Annotated in this window: 15 protein-coding genes and 1 tRNA gene; 10 read left to right on the forward strand and 6 right to left on the reverse strand. The window is 49.7% G+C overall.

The genetic code is table 11. The annotated features are described in order from the left end of the window. The first annotated feature begins 14 nt into the window (after nt 1-14). Complete coding sequence (locus tag ACG2E4_RS02245) at nt 15-911, forward strand: hypothetical protein (protein ID WP_395259295.1); 897 nt, start codon at nt 15-17, stop codon at nt 909-911. 247 nt (nt 912-1,158) lie between these two features. Here the strand turns inward: ACG2E4_RS02245 and ACG2E4_RS02250 are convergent, their stop codons facing one another. Then, a complete protein-coding gene (locus ACG2E4_RS02250; protein WP_395275585.1) occupies nt 1,159-1,755 on the reverse strand; it encodes a hypothetical protein in 597 nt (198 codons plus the stop codon). A 90-nt stretch (nt 1,756-1,845) separates the two neighbouring features. After that, entirely contained in the window at nt 1,846-3,240 is a 1,395-nt protein-coding gene (gene rmuC, locus ACG2E4_RS02255) for a DNA recombination protein RmuC (RefSeq protein ID WP_395275586.1), read from the reverse strand. 553 nt (nt 3,241-3,793) lie between these two features. On the opposite strand from rmuC, the gene ACG2E4_RS02260 reads away from it, so the two are divergent. Beyond that, complete coding sequence (locus ACG2E4_RS02260; protein WP_395275587.1) at nt 3,794-5,194, forward strand: FAD-binding oxidoreductase; 1,401 nt, start codon at nt 3,794-3,796, stop codon at nt 5,192-5,194. 104 nt (nt 5,195-5,298) lie between these two features. On the opposite strand, the gene ACG2E4_RS02265 is transcribed toward ACG2E4_RS02260, so the two are convergent. Beyond that, the gene (locus tag ACG2E4_RS02265) at nt 5,299-5,709 is read right to left on the reverse strand and encodes a DoxX family protein (protein ID WP_395259299.1); all 411 of its coding nucleotides are present in this window, start codon (nt 5,707-5,709) and stop codon (nt 5,299-5,301) included. A gap of 445 nt (nt 5,710-6,154) precedes the next feature. Here ACG2E4_RS02265 and ACG2E4_RS02270 point away from each other — a divergent pair, with 445 nt between their 5' ends. From ACG2E4_RS02270 to ACG2E4_RS02305, 8 genes are all read left to right on the forward strand, one after another. After that, nucleotides 6,155-6,352 carry a hypothetical protein gene (locus ACG2E4_RS02270; RefSeq protein ID WP_395259300.1) on the forward strand — a complete coding sequence of 66 codons (198 nt, stop codon included), beginning with the start codon at nt 6,155-6,157 and terminating at the stop codon, nt 6,350-6,352. A 58-nt stretch (nt 6,353-6,410) separates the two neighbouring features. Continuing rightward, the gene (locus ACG2E4_RS02275) at nt 6,411-7,280 is read left to right on the forward strand and encodes a CHAD domain-containing protein (RefSeq protein WP_395275588.1); all 870 of its coding nucleotides are present in this window, start codon (nt 6,411-6,413) and stop codon (nt 7,278-7,280) included. A gap of 45 nt (nt 7,281-7,325) precedes the next feature. Then, nucleotides 7,326-7,616 carry a Smr/MutS family protein gene (locus tag ACG2E4_RS02280; RefSeq protein ID WP_395259302.1) on the forward strand — a complete coding sequence of 97 codons (291 nt, stop codon included), beginning with the start codon at nt 7,326-7,328 and terminating at the stop codon, nt 7,614-7,616. A 290-nt stretch (nt 7,617-7,906) separates the two neighbouring features. Beyond that, the gene (locus ACG2E4_RS02285; RefSeq protein WP_395275589.1) at nt 7,907-9,742 is read left to right on the forward strand and encodes a hypothetical protein; all 1,836 of its coding nucleotides are present in this window, start codon (nt 7,907-7,909) and stop codon (nt 9,740-9,742) included. A 558-nt stretch (nt 9,743-10,300) separates the two neighbouring features. Beyond that, nucleotides 10,301-11,209: a hypothetical protein gene (locus ACG2E4_RS02290; protein ID WP_395259304.1), complete on the forward strand. Its 909-nt coding sequence runs from the start codon at nt 10,301-10,303 to the stop codon at nt 11,207-11,209. Between the two features lie 611 nt (nt 11,210-11,820). After that, nucleotides 11,821-13,455 (forward strand): LuxR C-terminal-related transcriptional regulator, encoded by a 1,635-nt coding sequence (locus ACG2E4_RS02295; protein WP_395275590.1) that lies wholly within the window; start codon nt 11,821-11,823, stop codon nt 13,453-13,455. A gap of 242 nt (nt 13,456-13,697) precedes the next feature. Then, complete coding sequence (locus ACG2E4_RS02300) at nt 13,698-14,606, forward strand: alpha/beta fold hydrolase (RefSeq protein WP_395259306.1); 909 nt, start codon at nt 13,698-13,700, stop codon at nt 14,604-14,606. Between the two features lie 367 nt (nt 14,607-14,973). Further along, the gene (locus ACG2E4_RS02305; RefSeq protein ID WP_395275591.1) at nt 14,974-16,257 is read left to right on the forward strand and encodes a mechanosensitive ion channel family protein; all 1,284 of its coding nucleotides are present in this window, start codon (nt 14,974-14,976) and stop codon (nt 16,255-16,257) included. Nucleotides 16,258-16,414: 157 nt separating this feature from the next. On the opposite strand, the gene ACG2E4_RS02310 is transcribed toward ACG2E4_RS02305, so the two are convergent. The 3 genes from ACG2E4_RS02310 to ACG2E4_RS02320 all read right to left on the reverse strand — a co-directional run bounded on the left by ACG2E4_RS02310 (nt 16,415) and on the right by ACG2E4_RS02320 (nt 18,032). Continuing rightward, nucleotides 16,415-16,489 (reverse strand) — tRNA-Asn (locus ACG2E4_RS02310). 93 nt (nt 16,490-16,582) lie between these two features. After that, nucleotides 16,583-17,311 (reverse strand): tRNA pseudouridine(38-40) synthase TruA, encoded by a 729-nt coding sequence (gene truA, locus ACG2E4_RS02315; RefSeq protein WP_395275592.1) that lies wholly within the window; start codon nt 17,309-17,311, stop codon nt 16,583-16,585. A 61-nt stretch (nt 17,312-17,372) separates the two neighbouring features. Continuing rightward, complete coding sequence (locus ACG2E4_RS02320) at nt 17,373-18,032, reverse strand: hypothetical protein (RefSeq protein ID WP_395275593.1); 660 nt, start codon at nt 18,030-18,032, stop codon at nt 17,373-17,375. Nucleotides 18,033-18,056 lie beyond the last annotated feature (24 nt).

The following is an 18,056-nucleotide window of genomic DNA, read 5'->3' on the forward strand; positions in this document are numbered from 1 at the left end:
GAGGGGTCAGAAGGATGTCTGGAAGTAATCTTACCAGGAAAGAAGCGTTAGAACTTATCACACCGGTTGTAGATGAGGAGGTTGACGAAGATACTCGTATCGCATTTTTTGCGTATATACAGCAGGATGAATCCGTAAAATCCAAGTATGAGTCCGCCAAACGGCTCAAAAATATTGTATCCACCCGGTGCCCCTGTGCCAGCGCTCCTGATCATCTGAAAAAACGTATCCGGCAATTTTTGCATCAACAGCAGGCGGATGGAGATGACCAGCAGGCGCCGATCTATGACATGCCTCCCGCCCATACCATCCAGGCTGAAGATGCCTCCACGTCTCCTGTCGACAACCGCGCCTACCTGTGGAAATATGCGGCCGCGGCAACGCTCCTGATCGCCGCAGTTATTTTAGGTGGATTCCTGTATATGCAGTCCTCCTCCGAGTCTTATAACGTAGAAGAGTATGCCTACGCCCACTTTGTAAAACACAACGGTCAAATGGTGCAGCCGACGATCGCGACCGCCAGCCCGGCAAACGCCGAGCTGGAACTGGCCTCTTCATTTAATATGCCGGTCACAATTCCCGCGCTAAAAAATGCTGATTTCAAAGGGGTGGTGCTGAGCGACTTTGTTCCCGGTTTCGAAACTCCAATGATGGAGTACTACCTGCCCTCGGAAGACCAGTACATCTATATTTTTGCCTTTAATATTGAACAGCTTAAACAGTTTGATGAGCTTAAGCGCAGCGAGGAAGCGGTCAACTCCTGTATCCGCTCAAAAGATTTTCACGTCCGGGATGTCAACGGCAAGCATGTCGTCTCCTGGAAATGGGATGACACATGGTACGCCGCAATCTCCAATCACGATGGCCAAACGCTGGCCTCGCTTGTAGAGCCCCTCGGAGTTAATAATTGATTGGAGGGTCGGGTTTACTAATTGAACAGGGGGGTGGCAACCAAGTGTCTTGCTCACTATAAGAGGACTTTTAAAAACCAGGGGTTTTGCAAAGCCCCCTATAAAATATTGGTTTCATTCCTTTTTAAGGCCGGTACTTCCTCTTTAAAAGAACCTTTCGCAAAGCCGTTATTTGGCCCACCACTGCGGTTTTAAATTCAATCATTTTTTTGAACTTGCAGAAAATCTCCTGGTTTAACCAAATCCTCTAAAGATGAATGCGTGCGGTAATTACGGGCGCAGCGCGACCTGTACCGGGAAGGGACTGAATTTCCATGGTGTAGCCCATCTCCCGGTTGTACTCCCTGACAGATACCGGGGCTGTAATAATATTGTAGGCGATTGTTCCGACCATCAGGGTGCTGCCAACAACAATATTGGTTTCACTGAATGAGACTGAGCTGTTATCCACGCCGAGGGCATCGGCAAATTCGCGGCCAAAAACCTCGCTGGTGGCATCCTGCAGCAAAAACGCCGCGCCCAGTCGTGTCAACGCTCCCAGTCCGCCGCGCAGATAATCATTGGCATAAAAATTTCCGCTTGAAGGGCCCACAACCAGCCCATAGATCGCCAGCGAGGCGCCAAGGGTTTCAGCGGTGTTTCCATCAAACAGTTTGACGGCACCATATCCCACGCCAATGGGCATAATGGTATTAATCAGCGCCTGGCTGACCGCTTGATTCTCTGATCGCACCTGCCCGTCCGGCATGAATCCACCGGTTTCCGGCTGGGCCCGGGCCACAGATGCGGCTGCAAAGATAGAGAGCGCAAGTACAACTGTAGATAATAAACTAATCGAATTCATAAGGCAGAATATGAGAACAATAAATGTCATTATCTACCGTGCTGTGTTGTACATGGGCAGTAGAGATAAAATGGTCGCCGCACCTCTGTATTACGTATCACGATCATCTTCGTGCCTGTTGTCCGGCTCCTCATGTTCGAGCAGAGATTCCGGGGATGGCCCGGTCATGTTTTCCGGCAGCTGCTTGCTCGTCTTGGCTCCCAGCTCCCGAAGCATCTCGACCTGGCGGGTCAGGTTGCCATGCCCGGTGGAAAGACGATTCATCGCTTCATTGTAGCTCTCCTGGGTCTGCCGTATCCGTTGACCGATATCCTGCATGCTCTCTACAAAATTCACAAACTTGTCATACAGTTTGCCTCCACGGTCTGCGATCTCCTGCGCGTTCCGGTTCTGGTACTCCTGTTTCCACACGCTGTCGATCGTAGCCAGGGTGGCCAGCAGCGTAGAGGGACTGACGATAACGACATTTTTGTCAAAGGCCTCATAGTAGAGGCTGCTGTCCTGCTGAAGGGCAACTCCAAACGCCGATTCGATCGGTACGAACATCAGCACGAAATCGGGACTGTTGCCGCCATGCAGCTGCTCATAATTCTTGCTGCTGAGTCCCTTGACGTGACTTCGCAGCGAGCTGACATGCTGTTTCAAGGCCGCCTGCCGCTCCGCATCGTCCTCGGCAGAAGCAAATCGCTCATAGGCTGTCAACGATACTTTGGAATCGATTACCAGCCGCTTGTTGTCGGGCAGGTACACCACCACATCCGGGTAAAGGCGACGACCATCCTCGGTTTGATGGTGCTCCTGGATCTCGTACTCGCGCCCCCTGGTAAGTCCCGATTTCTCCAGGATACGCTGCAGGATCACCTCGCCCCAGCTTCCCTGCGTCTGGGATTCCCCCTTGAGGGCTTTTGTCAGATCCTTGGCCTCCCTGGCCATCTGCTGGTTGAGCTCCTGCAGGTGTTTCAGGTGCTGTTCCAGAGAACTGCGTCCTTTGAGATCTTCTTTGTGGGTCTCCTCCACCTTTTGTTTAAACTCCTCCATCTTTTCACCCAGCGGCTTCAACAGCTGGTCCAGCTTCTCCCGGTTCTGCTCGGTAAATTTCTGGGACTTCTCCTCCAGGATCTTGTTCGCCAGGTTTTCAAACTCATCCTTAAATCGATCCTGCAGGTTCTGCATCTCCTCCTTTTGCTCTTCCAGTTTTTCTCTCAGGGTCCCGTTCACCGAGCGGAGTCGTACATTCTCCTTCTCAGCTTCACCGGCCCTGGATTCAGCCTGCTTCAGCTCCTGCCGGGTCGACTCCAGCTGCCCAGCCAGGTTACTGTTGCGCTCCTCCAGCCGGCTGACATCCTGCATCGCCTCCGCGTGCTCGCGCTCCAGTAGCTCGGCCTCCTCTTTGCCAAGGGCCCGACTGCTTTTGAATTTGTAGTGAGCGATGAGGTAGCCGAGGACCAGGCCAATGAGAATAAATACGATAGAAATCAATTCCATTTATGGATTTAAGCTTTAGTGAGGACTTTGCAAAACATCCGAATCATCGTTCGCAGGGAGTTGCACTCCCGCTTTATGTGCTATATGAGATCGGTAATACAACCACCCCCCAACTAAGCATCAGGTGCTGCAAAAGCCTCTTAGATTAAGAGTTCTCTTTGGTGGAAAGAAGTCATTTCTTCAACAGAAGGTAGAAAGTAAAACGTAGAAAGTTTAGTATTTCCAATATTCTCTTGTCAATTGATCTTGCTTTTTCTTTCTCCTCTTCAAAATAACGCATTCACTGACAGGTGAATGTCACCCCGGAAGTATTCGGAGCGGTTCCCTGGCAGTATAGTCCGAACGTAACAGGAAGGAGCTTATCAAGTATTTTAACTGTGACCTAATCCGGCGGTCAATAGTGCCGAAATCCTTTTAACTATTATTTCTAAATAGTTGTTTTTAATTGTTTTTGCAGTACATTGAATAGTCATTTGCCTGCCTGTTATCCTGCAAGACAACACCCTAAAACGGGGTGGATTTCCATTTCCAACCTATAAATAATGGATACGCCATGCTACATTTAGAAAAAAAATTGATCGAAGAATTAAAAAGTACGATAGCCGGTACTATTATCCTGCCGGACGATCCCACCTACAATAAAGCCCGCACTATCTGGAACGGGATGATTGACAAAAAACCTGCACTTATTGTCCAGGTAGCCGATACACAAGATGTACCTGTTGCTGTTAATTTTGCCCGTAAAAACAGGCTTGAACTCTCGGTACTGGGTGGTGGACACCACATCGCCGGAAATTCGCTGGCTGAAAATGGACTAACCATCGATTTTTCCAATATGAAGAAAGTTCAGGTGGATCCAGAAAAGCGGCGTGCCTACGTGGAGCCCGGAGCCACGCTGGCAGATTTTGACAAAGCCACGCAGGCTCACGGCCTGGCAACCCCCACCGGCATCAATTCCACGACAGGTATGGCCGGGTTGACACTGGGTGGCGGGTTCGGCTGGCTGACCCGCCAGTACGGACTGACAGTCGATAACCTGGTTTCAGCAGATGTTGTGAGTGCCGGCGGTAAGGCAATAAAGGCGAGCGAGGAGGAAAATCCCGACCTTTTCTGGGCTCTTCGTGGCGGCGGTGGAAATTTTGGAGTCGTTACCGGATTCGAATTCAACCTGCACAACATGGGACCGGAAGTTTTTGCCGGCCTGATGGTTTTCCCGTTCCACCAGGCTAAAAACGTACTCAGGCAGTATAATGAATTTTCCCAGTCCGCTCCCCGCGAACTTAATGTCTGGGTAGTGCTGCGTCACGCCCCGCCGCTGCCCTTCCTCCCCGACGACGTACACGGTAAAATGGTGCTGGTGCTTGCAATATTTTACAACGGGGAGGCCGACAAGGGAGAAAAACTTGTGGATTTTCTAAGGGGATTTGGAAATCCGGTTGGCGAACATACCGGGATGCAGCCCTATACCCAGTGGCAGCAGGCGTTCGACCCGCTGCTCACACCGGGACTGCGCAACTACTGGAAATCGCATAACTTTGAAACCGTAACTGACGAGCTTATTGGAAGCCTGGTAAAATTTGCCGGAACCATCCCTTCTCCGCACACTGAAATTTTCCTGGGATCCATATCAGGTCTTCAGAATGAAATACCCGCGGAAGCCACCGCCTACCCGTTGCGTCATGCAAGATATATCATGAATGTCCATGGAAGGTGGGAGGATGAGTCCGACGATGACAGGCTGATCGGCTGGGCCAGAGAAGTGTACAATGCGACCAAACCGTATGCTGCCGGGGGAGCATATGTCAATTTTATGACGGAAGATGAGAACAATGCCGTTGCCTCGGCCTATGGTGCCAACTACGAACGGCTGGTGGTATTAAAGCAAAAGTTTGACCCTGAAAATCTTTTCCACATGAATCAGAATATCAAACCGAAACCGATGGCCAGCACGTAACATCCCGGCCCGGGATCGAACTGGTGGCTCGTCAATCATGAATTAAAAAAGGGCGACCGTTTATGTCGCCCTTGATGCTTAAGGATAATAAAAAATATCACTTTCTATTCACTGTCCAGCGAATATTTGCCGGGACCGGTAAGGAAAATAGTGAGATAGATAGTGAGGAATAATACTGCTTTTTCCATACCGCTAAAGGGATCGTTGAACAGGTGGACAAAAAGGAAGGCCACCGTCATGTTAATCACCAGCACCAAAGCGGCAGCGCGGGTATAGTAACCGATCATGACCAGGAAAGCACAAATCGCTTCGGCAAATGCCGCAAGAATCAGAGAAATGGTCGGCCCCAACCCGATGGGATCGGCAAACTGGAAATTGCCACTGAACACGTTCATCAATTTACCCCAGCCGTGCCCATAGATCATGGCAAAAGAGGCGACCACCCGTAGTATAAGGAGTGATATCCCGATATCGACAAATTCTGACAGCTTACTTGATTTAAGACGTTTTAGCATAGTATATCCCTTATTATTAAGTTAGTTAGTGGCTAGTTCTATATAACAACTTTCCTGGCAGTATTGCCAATAAGAATTGACTTCCTGCTGCCTGGCAACTCCCTAAAAAAAACAACAGTATCTCCGCGGGGAGAAATTTATCATGAATATAAATTACAAAAAAGCTTTCCTTTTCTTCAAAATCAACTAAATTGGCAACCGGTATCGTATTTTCCTCAATAAATCGAGGAGTTAGCCGGGATAAGCGTAAAAATGAAGGAATCACGTACCAGTGGACGTTGCAAAATCAGGGATTTTACCCAAGATCAAAACCTAAACAAATTCAAACCCGCAGCTTTATATCCCGTACATAATGCCGAACCGGAACTGCTTTTCATTCCTTAAACTTTTTACCTTTATTTTCGTAATCGGATGAACATAAACGCAAATCAAATGGAATAGGTAAATGAGTGGACAAGGATCAACCGGAAATGTAATTGCCGCCCTCGCAAGCTTTTTTGTACCGGGACTCGGACAGCTGTTGCAGGGACGGTTTTTAATGTCTCTTACCCACTTTCTGCTGGCGGGTCTCCTCTGGCTAATCTGGCTGGGATGGATCATCCACCTGTGGTCGATACTTGACGCCGCCCGATTTTCGGGCTGACCAATTTTTATATAATTTGAATTGCTTCCTTCCATGGGTTCGCTATTTTTGTGACATTATGGATTATGCACTGGCTACAGATGAATCGATCGACGAGGGAATAAAGCGGATCTACACGGACCGGCTGCAGCAGATTATACCGACTATCCGGCCTCCTCACCAGAACCTGCACGAGGCGATCCACGATGCGCGCAGGGGCTTCAAGTTTATGCGCGCCTTGATCCGGCTGATCAAGTTCTCCCTGGAACCGGAGGCGTATGAGCAACAAAACCATATGTTTCGCGACATGGGCCGATTCGTCTCGGAACTTCGGGACCTGCATGTGTTCATTCTCCTGATGCAGTATGTGGCGAGGGAGTCTCATTCGGTCCGGCCGCAAGATATTGAAGAAGGCCTGAACATCCTTCAACAGCAGGAAAAAGAACTGCTGGAGGAGGCCCGGGATCAGCACCGTTTTGAAGATATGGCCGACCGGCTCGAAGAGGTTCAAAATGCGTTCACAGAACAACAGGGGCTGCCAGGCCAACAGTCACTTTTATTCCCCGGACTGAAGGAGATCTACAAAAAAGGGCGCGAAAACTACTTCAGGGCAGACGAGGAGGGTACCAAAGAGCAGTTCCACGAGTGGCGCAAGCAGGTAAAATATTTTATGAACGCCTTCCAGGTGTTGGCATATTTTTGGCCCGGAAAACTGGATATCAAGGGGAAAAGTCTCGCACAGCTTTCCGATTACCTCGGGGAGGAGCATGACCTGGCCCTGCTCGACGACCTGCTTGTGGACCAGGATTTCCGCCGGCATCTGGGCAATATCAAGGCGATGCGCTCGTATGTCGATCAAAAACGATCATTCCTGCAGCGAAGCGCACTGAACCTCGGAGGATTCATCTATTCGAAAACAGAAGAAGAATTTATCTCATTTTTTAATTGATCTGTTCCCTGTTCTTCACGGTCACAGAAGCCTGCTCCCACTATTATGACAAACAGTGAACCCAATGAATTCCCGATTGATGGCACGCTGGACCTGCACACCTTCCGGCCGGAGGATCTTGGCTCGCTGATTCCCGACTATATTGAAGCCTGCCTGGAAAGGGAGATCTACGCTCTCCGTATTATCCACGGGAAGGGAACGGGGAGCCTCCGCCGATCGGTACATGCCCTCCTGGACCGGCATCCCCGCGTTGAAAGCTATTCGCTGGCAGGTGACCGCAGCGGCTGGGGCGCCACCCTTGTTAATTTGAGGGAGGAACCCCGGGAATCGTTTTAATACTATCACCCGTCACACAAAGAGTTGCCTGGTTTCAGCGTCCCTTCTCAGTATTTTAAACCTCTGATTTTCCTGTCCGAACTCTTTCGGGAAAATCACTGACGCTTTCCTATATTCAGAATCAACCAGAATCGAAAACCTGTCACCCGACCGCTGGATCTGCCCGGCTCAGATCGTCGATTAAAGGCTGGAGATATCAATAGTCCAAGACCCTGCGGGATACCGGGCTCGGTCTGGGTGACAAACGTGAGAACCGGCAACGCCGCTTTAAAATTTGTTAATACCCAGAGATGCCACAAAACAGATCCGCATTACGAGAAGCCATTACCAACCAGCTGCGCAGAATAGAATCCAAAATTGAGATCGTCAATCGGTGGGACAGCCGTATTTCCCGGTATCGCCTCGGCGTATTTGGCGGGGGCATTGCAGCTCTCTATGTCGCCGCCCAAACCGGGAGTCCCGCGATCACTCTCCTGGTCCTGGGGCTTCTGCTGGGCGTATTTTTCTGGCTGGTATCGCGACATCAAAAAGTGGAGCGGCAACAACAGCGGCTGACGCTCTGGAAAAAGATCCGCGGCACGCACCTGGCACGGATGGACCTGGACTGGGAACAGATTCCCCCTCCCCCTTCCTCGGAGCCGGAAGAGGACCATCCGTATGCCGGCGACCTCAACATTACGGGGCGCCGCTCGCTGCTCCACCTGATCGACACGGCGATCTACGCCGGGGGCAGCGATCAGCTTAAACAGTGGCTGCTCGACAACACCCCGGATACCGGCCGTATCCTGCAGCGCCAGCAGCTGGTGCGGGAACTCAAGCCGATGGCCCACTTTCGAGATCGGCTTCAGCTGCGGGCGGCCATCAGCAAATCGTACAAATCGGAGCAGGACTGGAATATGGCGGCACTGCTCCGCTGGCTGGACCGGTCGGCCTCGGAATCCTATACCGGTGCCCTTGCACTGTTGGGCGGACTGGCTGCCGCAAACTGGATACTGGGCATCCTTTACCTGGCGGGAATGGTGCCCCCCTATGTTATTTTCAGTGCTGTAATCTACCTGCTAGCCTATAATTTCAACTCCGGAAAGGTGAAAGGGCTCTTTGACGCCTCCTACCAGATGGAAAAACTGTTGTCAAGATTCAGCTCCATCCTGATCTACCTGGAAGAGTACCCCTACAAGAAAGGCTCCAGGCTTGAAGAGTTTTGTGCTCTGTACAAACAGCAGGAAACCCGGCCCTCCCGGTTCCTTAAAAAAATTGTCCGCCTGGCCGCGGCGGCTTCATCCCAAAAAAGCGAGATTATCTGGGCTATACTGAACCTGCTGTTGCCCTGGGATCTCTACTTTTCGTACAAGCTGGATCAATACAAAACGGAGCTCAAAGATCCACTGAACCGCTGGCTAGACCATTTTTACCAGCTTGAGGCGCTCTGTTCGCTGGCCAACTTTGCGTGGCTTAACCCTGGCTACATCCTTTCGGCACCGGCCGCCGATCGCTCACAGCCGGTCCTGAGCGCCACCGACCTGGGACACCCCCTCATTCCCCACGAAGAGAAGGTGACAAATGATGTGACGATTGAAAAAAATGGCTCTCTCATTCTCATCACCGGGTCAAATATGTCTGGCAAAAGCACCTTCCTGCGGACGCTGGGTATCAACCTGTGCCTCTGTCTCTCCGGTGGACCGGTGAATGCCCGAAGCTTCCATGCCATCCCATTTCGGCTCTTTAGCAGTATCAACGTGGTGGACTCGCTGGATGAAGGGCTCTCGCATTTCTATGCGGAGGTACGCAAGCTGCGGCGGTTGCTGGATGCGCTGGAACGGGAGGATACCTGGCCGCTCTTTTTTCTGGTGGATGAAATTTTTCGTGGTACCAACAACCGGGAACGCCTGATCGGGAGCACCGCTTTCCTGAAGCATGTGGCCGGCACCGACGGGGTCGGTGTGGTCTCAACCCACGATCTTGAACTGGCCTCGCTGGAAGATGAGATTCCACAGCTCACCAACTGGCATTTCGAGGAGACGATCAAAGACGGGAAAATGAGCTTCGAATACAAGCTGAAGCCGGGTCCCTGTCCCACCACCAACGCACTGACCATCATGAAAATGGAAGGGTTGCCCGTGGAATGATTGAATGATTGATTCATTGAGTGAGTGGGAACCGGGAGATCCACGAGTTTATTTCTTTTTTTGCAACTTTTCACGAGTTGTTACGAAAAAGCAAACTACATTTCGCCAAGGGTCCCCCCGTTAAGTTAGGGATGGGAGCAAAGCTATGGTGACATTTCTTGCAAATTTATCACCGCTCGGCTCGAGGTAATCCAATTTACATTATATCCCAAGTTCAGAAAGTCAGCCCGATTTTCTGAACGTAGATAACCTACACCAAAAGCCTTCCACTGACCTGGAGGGCTTTTAAATTTATTAGCCTCCCTGTTTTGAAGAAAATTGTTACGTTTTCGAATCCTTATTGCTTACTGGTACCCCTCTCCCAGATGTACCCCAATTTAAAGCAGGCAGTACAAAATAGTACCTGATCAATATTGGCTGGATCTGCATCGGTACCGGCAGGCCAACAAATATTATATTCAATTAATATTAACATAATTCTTTGTGGTTACACCCCGATTTCAATAACTAAAAAGAGGTGATGCTGGGAAATAAATATCAATATAAAATCGAGGGAAGATGATAAAAAACAACTATTTGGCACTTGGTATTTTTTTAGTAACAGTGATGGTTTTGTATAGCTGCGATTCTGTAACAAATACTGATCAATTAGCCGGAGAAACGAAGCAGCAATCAGCCGGTCTGATCCTGGAAAAAGGCCAGCATGCGGGATCCAACAGCTCCGCCAGCCTTGTTGTTGTCACCCCGGATAACCTTATGGGATGGCAAGAACTGAATGTTCGGGGAGATGGGGAGAGCATAATAAGTGACGCGGTAGCGGACCAGCACGGTGGGATGGCTTCGTTGCAACAGTCCTTTAGCGATAGTGAGGGAAAAACAGATTTTCGCTTGGTCCAGGCGTTTGGACCGGTCGAAAATTTGAATGCCCTTAGTTTTGACTGGTACAGGGATGGCAGCAGCACCGCTCCGGACCACCTGACACCGGCCATAGGGATCTTTGTAGATGATGGTAATGGAAATTCCTGGCTGCTTAAGTGGGAGGGTGTTTACAATGGGTACCCGACTACTGGTCCACCTGCCCCCACTGACCAGTGGATCACTGAGAATCTGCTGAACGGAAATTTCTGGAGAATACCCCAATATGTAAATGGCGAATGGGTAGGCTTCAGCGGTTGTAATGAGGCTGGAGATCCATACGGTTGTTTCCAGTTTGATCGCTCGCTGACCGACGAGTGGCTGGATGGATACAGTGTAGAAGGTATCGAGGCAGGTATCGGCTCCGGCTGGAATGGTTCATTCAAAGGACATGTAGATTACATCACTATCAACGACACGATATTCGACTTTGAAATAGCCGTCAATCCCGAAACCAGGCAGGAGTGCATGAAGGGAGGCTGGGAAGAGTTCGGTTTCAAAAATCAAGGCCAGTGTATTCGGTATGTCAACACCGGGAAAGACAGCCGGTAACGGCATCCTTTCTCTCATTCTATAAACGTAAAAAGCCCTCTTGCAAAACAGGAGGGCTTTTTAAATCGATATATGTATCATCGCAACATGAAAAAATGACCAGGAATAAAAAATTTATTACGGAAACAGTTAAGCACTTTTCCGGACAAAACAAATAATTTAGTGCTAACATGAGCTTAACGGGCGACAGGCCTCGCCGCTGGCTGCCTACACAAAATTTTCTATCTGAAATTGCACTATAAGAGGGCTTTGAAAAGCCAGGAGGGTTGGTCAAGATCAACCCCTGAGCGGATTTGGAACCGCAGTTTATATCTCATAAATGAGGAGTTCAAATCCGCGAAAATGACGATATCGGCCAAAACAACGATTTTGCAAAGACCTCTGAAAAATAATTTGCGTCGTTCCGCCTACCGCTTAAGCTAAATATCATTAGCTGGCCCATACAATACATCTCCGACCCAGGGGATAAGTCGAGTACAGTTACAAAAAAGTGTAACTATTTAGCAGTTACTAAACTCTGACTTCATCCTGCTGACAAAATGTTTTTCAATATTCAAACTTTTTGCCGTATCCTAATGGAAGGGGATGCTCTATTATAAAGGGGGGTCCACATGGCCAGCGACAACACACTTAAACAGGGGCGTCAAGCATTTCGTCAGCAGGCGTGGGCTGATGCATATACCTTTCTGTCTGCTGCGGACGAAGAAACCGTTCTTGATGCTGATGATCTCGAATCTTTGGCGAAAGCTGCATATCTGATCGGCAAGGAATCAAAATGTACCAAAATATGGGCACGGGTCCATCAAAAATTTCTGGAACAGAATAATACCGAGCGGGCGGCCTGCAGTGCGTTCTGGCTGGGGATGGTGCTCTTTAACCGAGGTGAACATGCCCAGGGCAGCGGCTGGATCGCCCGGGCAAAGCGACTGATTAAAGATTATAAACAGAAATGTGCTGAGCAGGGACTTCTGCTGATACCCCGTGGACTTCAACAACTTCGCCAAGGGGACGGTGAGGCAGCTTATAACCTTTTTAATCAAGCTGCGAAAATCGGAACCCGTTTCAAAAATAAAGATCTCCAAACACTGGGCAGACTAGGCTGTGGGCAAGCTTTGATCCAGCAAAAAAGAATAGAGGAAGGTACAACACTGCTGGACGAGGCGATGGTAGGTGTTGTTTCTGATGAGCTCTCGCCCATTGTTGCCGGCATTGTGTACTGCGCAATCATCGAAACCTGTCAAAAGATTTATGATCTCCAGCGGGCCCAGGAATGGACGGATGCCCTGAGCCGGTGGTGCGATGCTCAGCCGGACCTGATCCCTTATCGAGGGCAGTGCCTGGTGCGCCGCGCCGAAATCCTGCAATTGCGTGGCAGGTGGCCGGATGCCATGGAAGAAGTCCAGCGGGCTTGTGAGCTCACGCAAACATCAAGTCCGCCCGCTACCGGGGAGGCTTTTTACAGGCAGGCCGAACTATACCGGTTGCAGGGTCACTATTCCAAGGCGGAAAAAGCATACCGGCAGAGCAGCAAATGGGGCCGAAGTCCACAACCGGGGCTGGCTCTGTTAAGACTGGCCCAGGGCGATATCGACTCCGCCAAAACGGCCATCCAGCATGTGGAAGATGAAATCCAGGAACGGATGCCCCGATCAAGAATACTTCCTGCATACGTGGAAATTATGCTGGCCTCGCAGGAATTACAGACCGCTAAGGCAAAAGCCAGTGAACTTTCAGACATTGCCACTGAGCTCGGAGCTCCTTACCTGAAGGCCATTGCAGCTCGATCCCAGGGAAGTGTTCTACTTGCAAATTCAAAACCGGGTACGGCATTAAAAAAAATGCGGCAATCCTGGTCCCTGCTGAAACAGGTTGAGGCCTCATACGAATCTGCCCGAACACAGGTACTCATCGGACTTGCCTGTCGCAATCTCGGAGATGAAGACACTGCCACGATGGAATTTCATGCCGCCCGGGAGATATTTGAACAGCTTGGGGCCACCCCGGACCTTTCCAACGTCAATTCCCTCATCAAAAAAAAGAGACCTGAAAACACTCACGGGCTGACGCCGCGCGAACTGGAAGTGCTCTGCATTCTTGCTACCGGCAAAACCAATAAAGATATCGCCAAAGAGCTGTATATCAGCGAGCGAACGGTAGACCGCCATGTTAGCAACATCCTGGGCAAACTGAACGTAGAAACCCGGGCTGCCGCTACTGCCTATGCCTATGAACATAATATGGTGTGAAGCTGGTATATAACGGATTTAATACGCTGTTTTCTATCCTACAATCAAGCCCGGCTGTCTTCGGAATACAAAATAAAACCGCTCCCCGGCCAAGGTTTATAATCCGATATCAAAAAATGGGTAATATTACCCAGATCTACTTTTTCCAACAATTGGGTACTCTCTCCGATTCGCCCTCCTCTATTACCGGTTATATTTCCGGCAAATAAAAACTACTCACTTATAAATTGAAGGTGGGGATTATGATGAATACAGTACGTTCCGCACATGAAAAAGAGAAACACACCTCGGCAACCAAAAATCGCACGCAGCTTACGGAACCTCTTCCCGTGACTGAGCACCAGCTTAATATAGCGGGTATTTCAACAGCTGTACTTATGGGCGGTGAAGGAACTCCGGTGATACTGCTGCATGGACCGGGTGAGTCATCCGTCTGGTGGATGCGTGTCATTCCAAAGCTTATAAAAAACAATCGCCTAATCGTACCCGACCTGCCCGGACACGGGGAATCCAGAGTCGATAAAGAGTCCCTGGATACCGGCCTCGTATTCGGCTGGCTCAGCGATCTGATCAATCAAACCTGCCCCTCTCCTCCCATCCTGGCAGGTAACATTCTTGGAGGATCCATTGGAGCCCGCTTCGCGATCGAGCATGGAAATCAGATCAGCCGGTTGGTGCTCGTCAATTCACTCGGGCTTGGAAAATTCAGGCCAAAACCCAGCTTTGCTTTTAATCTGTTCCGCTTCATGCTCTGGCCAACCGAGAAAAACTTTAGCCGTTTCTTCCCGCACTGCATGTATGATGTGGATACCCTGCGTCAAAGCATGGGTAAATACTGGGATCCCTTTGTAGCATATAATCTTGAATGCGCCCGCGATAAAGAGCGGAGCGATGCTTTGCAATTCATGATGAAAAAACTCGGTATCCCAAAGATTCCTGACAAAGAATTACGGGAAATTAATGTCCCCACAGCCCTGATATGGGGACGACATGACAAAGCGAACAAACTTAACATTGCAGAAGCCGCAAGCAAAAAGTACGGTTGGCCCTTGCAGATTATTGAGAAAACACGAGACGACCCCAAGCTCGAACGACCGGAAGCGTTTGTGGATGCGCTCTACAGCATTATAAACCATATGCCGACACCCTGAGCACTGCTAACTATCTAACTAAAATGGAGTACAATTATGAAAACGAAAACAAAGCAGCATTGCGATGACACCTACGGTTCAAAACCACTCCCAAAATCATGAACGCTTCCTTGCCATGGTAATGGTAAATGCCCTGAAATAATTTACCTCCTGGTGTGCCGGATGTCGGCCGTTGCTGGCAGAACACGTATACCACCGATCAGGCTGACCTACATGGATAGAATGCACTGGGAATTCGACAATTACAAAAAACATGAAGTTTAAGAAGCGCTATTTCGTGCTGTTAAATATATTGCTGACGATGTGATATATTGTATCGAACATTTGAAGAGCTGCAACTCATTTTTTACCACAACAATAAAAAACGATGAATCACCTTGAGGATTGGATTGAGTCGCTACTGGTAAATACAGGAATCGCTGAAGAGTGGGCGGTCTACCTGCGGCTTTTACTTTTTATCCTGATTCTGATCCTGCTCTCGGGAATCGCTTATGTTACTACAAAACGGATTATCATCCACTATCTCTATAAATTTGTAAAGATGTCATCCGTAACCTGGGATGATGCCCTGGCCGATCACAAGGTATTCAACAACGTAGCCCACATCATTCCCGCGATCTTAGTCCGCATCATGGCACCCGTTATTTTCGCCGACTTTGAGCAGGCCCTTCCGTTCGTCATTAAAATAACGGACAGTTACCTGCTGATTGTGGGCATGACAATCATCTTTGCCTTTCTCAGGGTTGCACAATACGGACTTGCTTCCCATCCCATCTTTAAAGATAAACCGATTGCAAGCTATTTTCAGCTTGCCAGAATCATCCTGTATATCATTACCGGTATCCTGGTTCTTTCCCTGATCCTGGAGCGGTCACCCGTCTATTTCCTTAGTGCCTTCGGTGCGATGACAGCAATTGTCCTGCTGATCTTTAAAGATACGATTCTCGGACTGGTGGCCAGTGTGCAGATGTGGTCCAATGATATGGTGCGGGTGGGCGACTGGGTGGAGATGCCCAAATACAACGCGGACGGGGATGTGATTGAAATCAACCTGAACACGGTTAAAATTCAGAACTGGGACCGAACCATCACCACCATTCCGACCTATTATTTTATCACCGACAGCTTTAAAAACTGGAGAGGCATGCAGCAGAGCGGCGGGCGGAGAATCAAGAGGGCGATTTATATCGATTCCCATACAGTAAAGTTTGTAGATGCGGAGATGCGCGAGGAGCTCAAAAAATACCACCTGCTCAAGGAATACCTAGAAACGAGGCAGAAAGAGATTGAAGAATACAATGAGAAACATAACCTGGATACGTCTGTATTGATCAATGGACGGCGAATGACCAATCTTGGAGTGTTCAGAAAGTATGTTGAATTGTACCTGAAAAACCATCCCCAAATTAAACAGGATATGACCGTGATGGTTCGCCAGCTCGGAACGGAGAGCCGGGGCATTCCCCTGGAGATCTACTGTTTTACCAATACCACCGCCTGGCTGGAGTATGAGACCATACAGGCAGATATTTTTGACCACCTGTATGCTACGGTAGCATTCTTCGACCTCGATATCTTCCAGGAACCCAGCGGCAGGAATTTTTCCAACGTTTTCCAGCCTCTGGGAAACAATATTTCGCGTGAAAATTAACCTTCCACTTTAGTAATTCCCTTGTATGCCCTTTAGGTCCTCAAGCATCTGGATAAGTTGAAATCAACTGTATAGCTGATAAAAAGGTGGGAAAAGACTGGCACAAAATAAGAAAGTGCGAACCTGGAAAGGACCAGATTCGCACTTCATTATGTGATGGCTCCCCGGGTAGGATTCGAACCTACGACCCATCGGTTAACAGCCGATTGCTCTGCCGCTGAGCTACCGAGGAATAGAGCAGTTGATTACCTGTTTCAACCGTCTCAAACAGAGGACAAATATAATGGATTCATGCAACTCAAGTCAAGGCGAATTTAAAACTTTTTTAGTACCTCACCTTCTCCAGTATCAGCCCCTTTGAGGGGGTTCCGTGACCGTTTTGGTCTGCCGAGGGATGGTCCAGCAGATAGATAAATTCATCCACCGTTTTCTTGCCTTTGCCGACTTGCAGGATTGTTCCCACCAACCGCCGAACCAGGTGTCGCAAAAAGCGATTGGCTTCGATATGATATACCAGCATATGTCCCCGCTGTTCAAACTCTGAGAGCAGTATATCGCAGCTGGTGTTTCCCTGTTCAGGGTCCGATTTTATAAAGCTTTCGAAGTCATGGACTCCCCGAACAGAAGAAGCGCAGATCTGCATCGCCTGCAAGTCCAGCGGGTTCAGCACCATCTGGGCATAGCGCAGGTTGAGCGGACTGGAGCGCGTAACAATTTGGTACCGGTAGCGCCGGCTGCGAGCGTCAAAACGGGCGTGAAAGTCATCCCGAACCTGTTCCAGGCGGTATACTGATATATTCCGCGGGAGTACGCCAAGCAGCGCATAGATTAGTCGGTCGGCGTCCAGCTCGTCCGGGTAATCGAAATGGGCAACCTGCTCCTCGGCATGAACCCCGCTGTCGGTGCGCCCCTGCCCTTTTATATCGACAGGATATCCCAGAATTTGGGACAACGCCTCTTCTATCGTTCCCTCCACCGTTGGCCCTTCCGGCTGTCGCTGCCAGCCGTAGTAATCGGTCCCATCGTATTCGACATGTATTTTATAACGGGGCATGATCAATAATTTTGACGCCGCAAGCCCGGGGATGACTGGCGAAATATTGCGTGATTAACCATCAAAAGCGAAAGCTCATTCGTGCCACAACACCGTGGGTTCCCTGTACGGGATCAAGAGAAAACGTGGTTCCTGCAGATTTTGAATGCTGCGCCCGGTTATAGGCGCTGACCGCACTGATCACCCGGTTCAACACCATCAGGGAGAGCAGGGCCGGCAACTGCTGTTCCATTGTTTCAAACCGCGATCTCAAATCCCGGTAGTGGTGCCGCGCCCCGGTATCCGACCAGTTCCACCGGTTGGCGGAAATATCTTCATACAGTTGATCCCAGTTTCGGCTCCGCTCCTGGTAATCGTTGTAGGCATCGAGGTTGTCGTAATCTTCCACGGCAAGCCGGAAGCCGCGGTCGCGCGGCTCAATATCTACCCCAGCCTCTGCACGGGCATAGGTAAACCAGTTCTGCCGCATATTGCCCGAATGTATCTTCAATCCAGCATAGGAGAGCAAAAGCGCCGCCTCTGCCGCCAGGTGATACTGTCCCCGTTCCCAATCCGAGGGATTCACGTGGTGGTGCCCCCACCCGGGGACAACCAGCGACTTGAGAAATGCGATTTTGGGATCGGAATCCAGTCGGGGAGCGGAGGCTTCACTATCCAGGTCCTGGGAAACAGCACTGCCTGACAACCCCAAAACCAGTATAATCGGCAGGAACCATTTCATCTGTACACGGGATTTCCGATCTGT

Source organism: Halalkalibaculum sp. DA384, assembly GCF_043951955.1.
In the GTDB taxonomy this organism is placed as follows: domain Bacteria; phylum Bacteroidota; class Rhodothermia; order Balneolales; family Balneolaceae; genus JAMQKA01.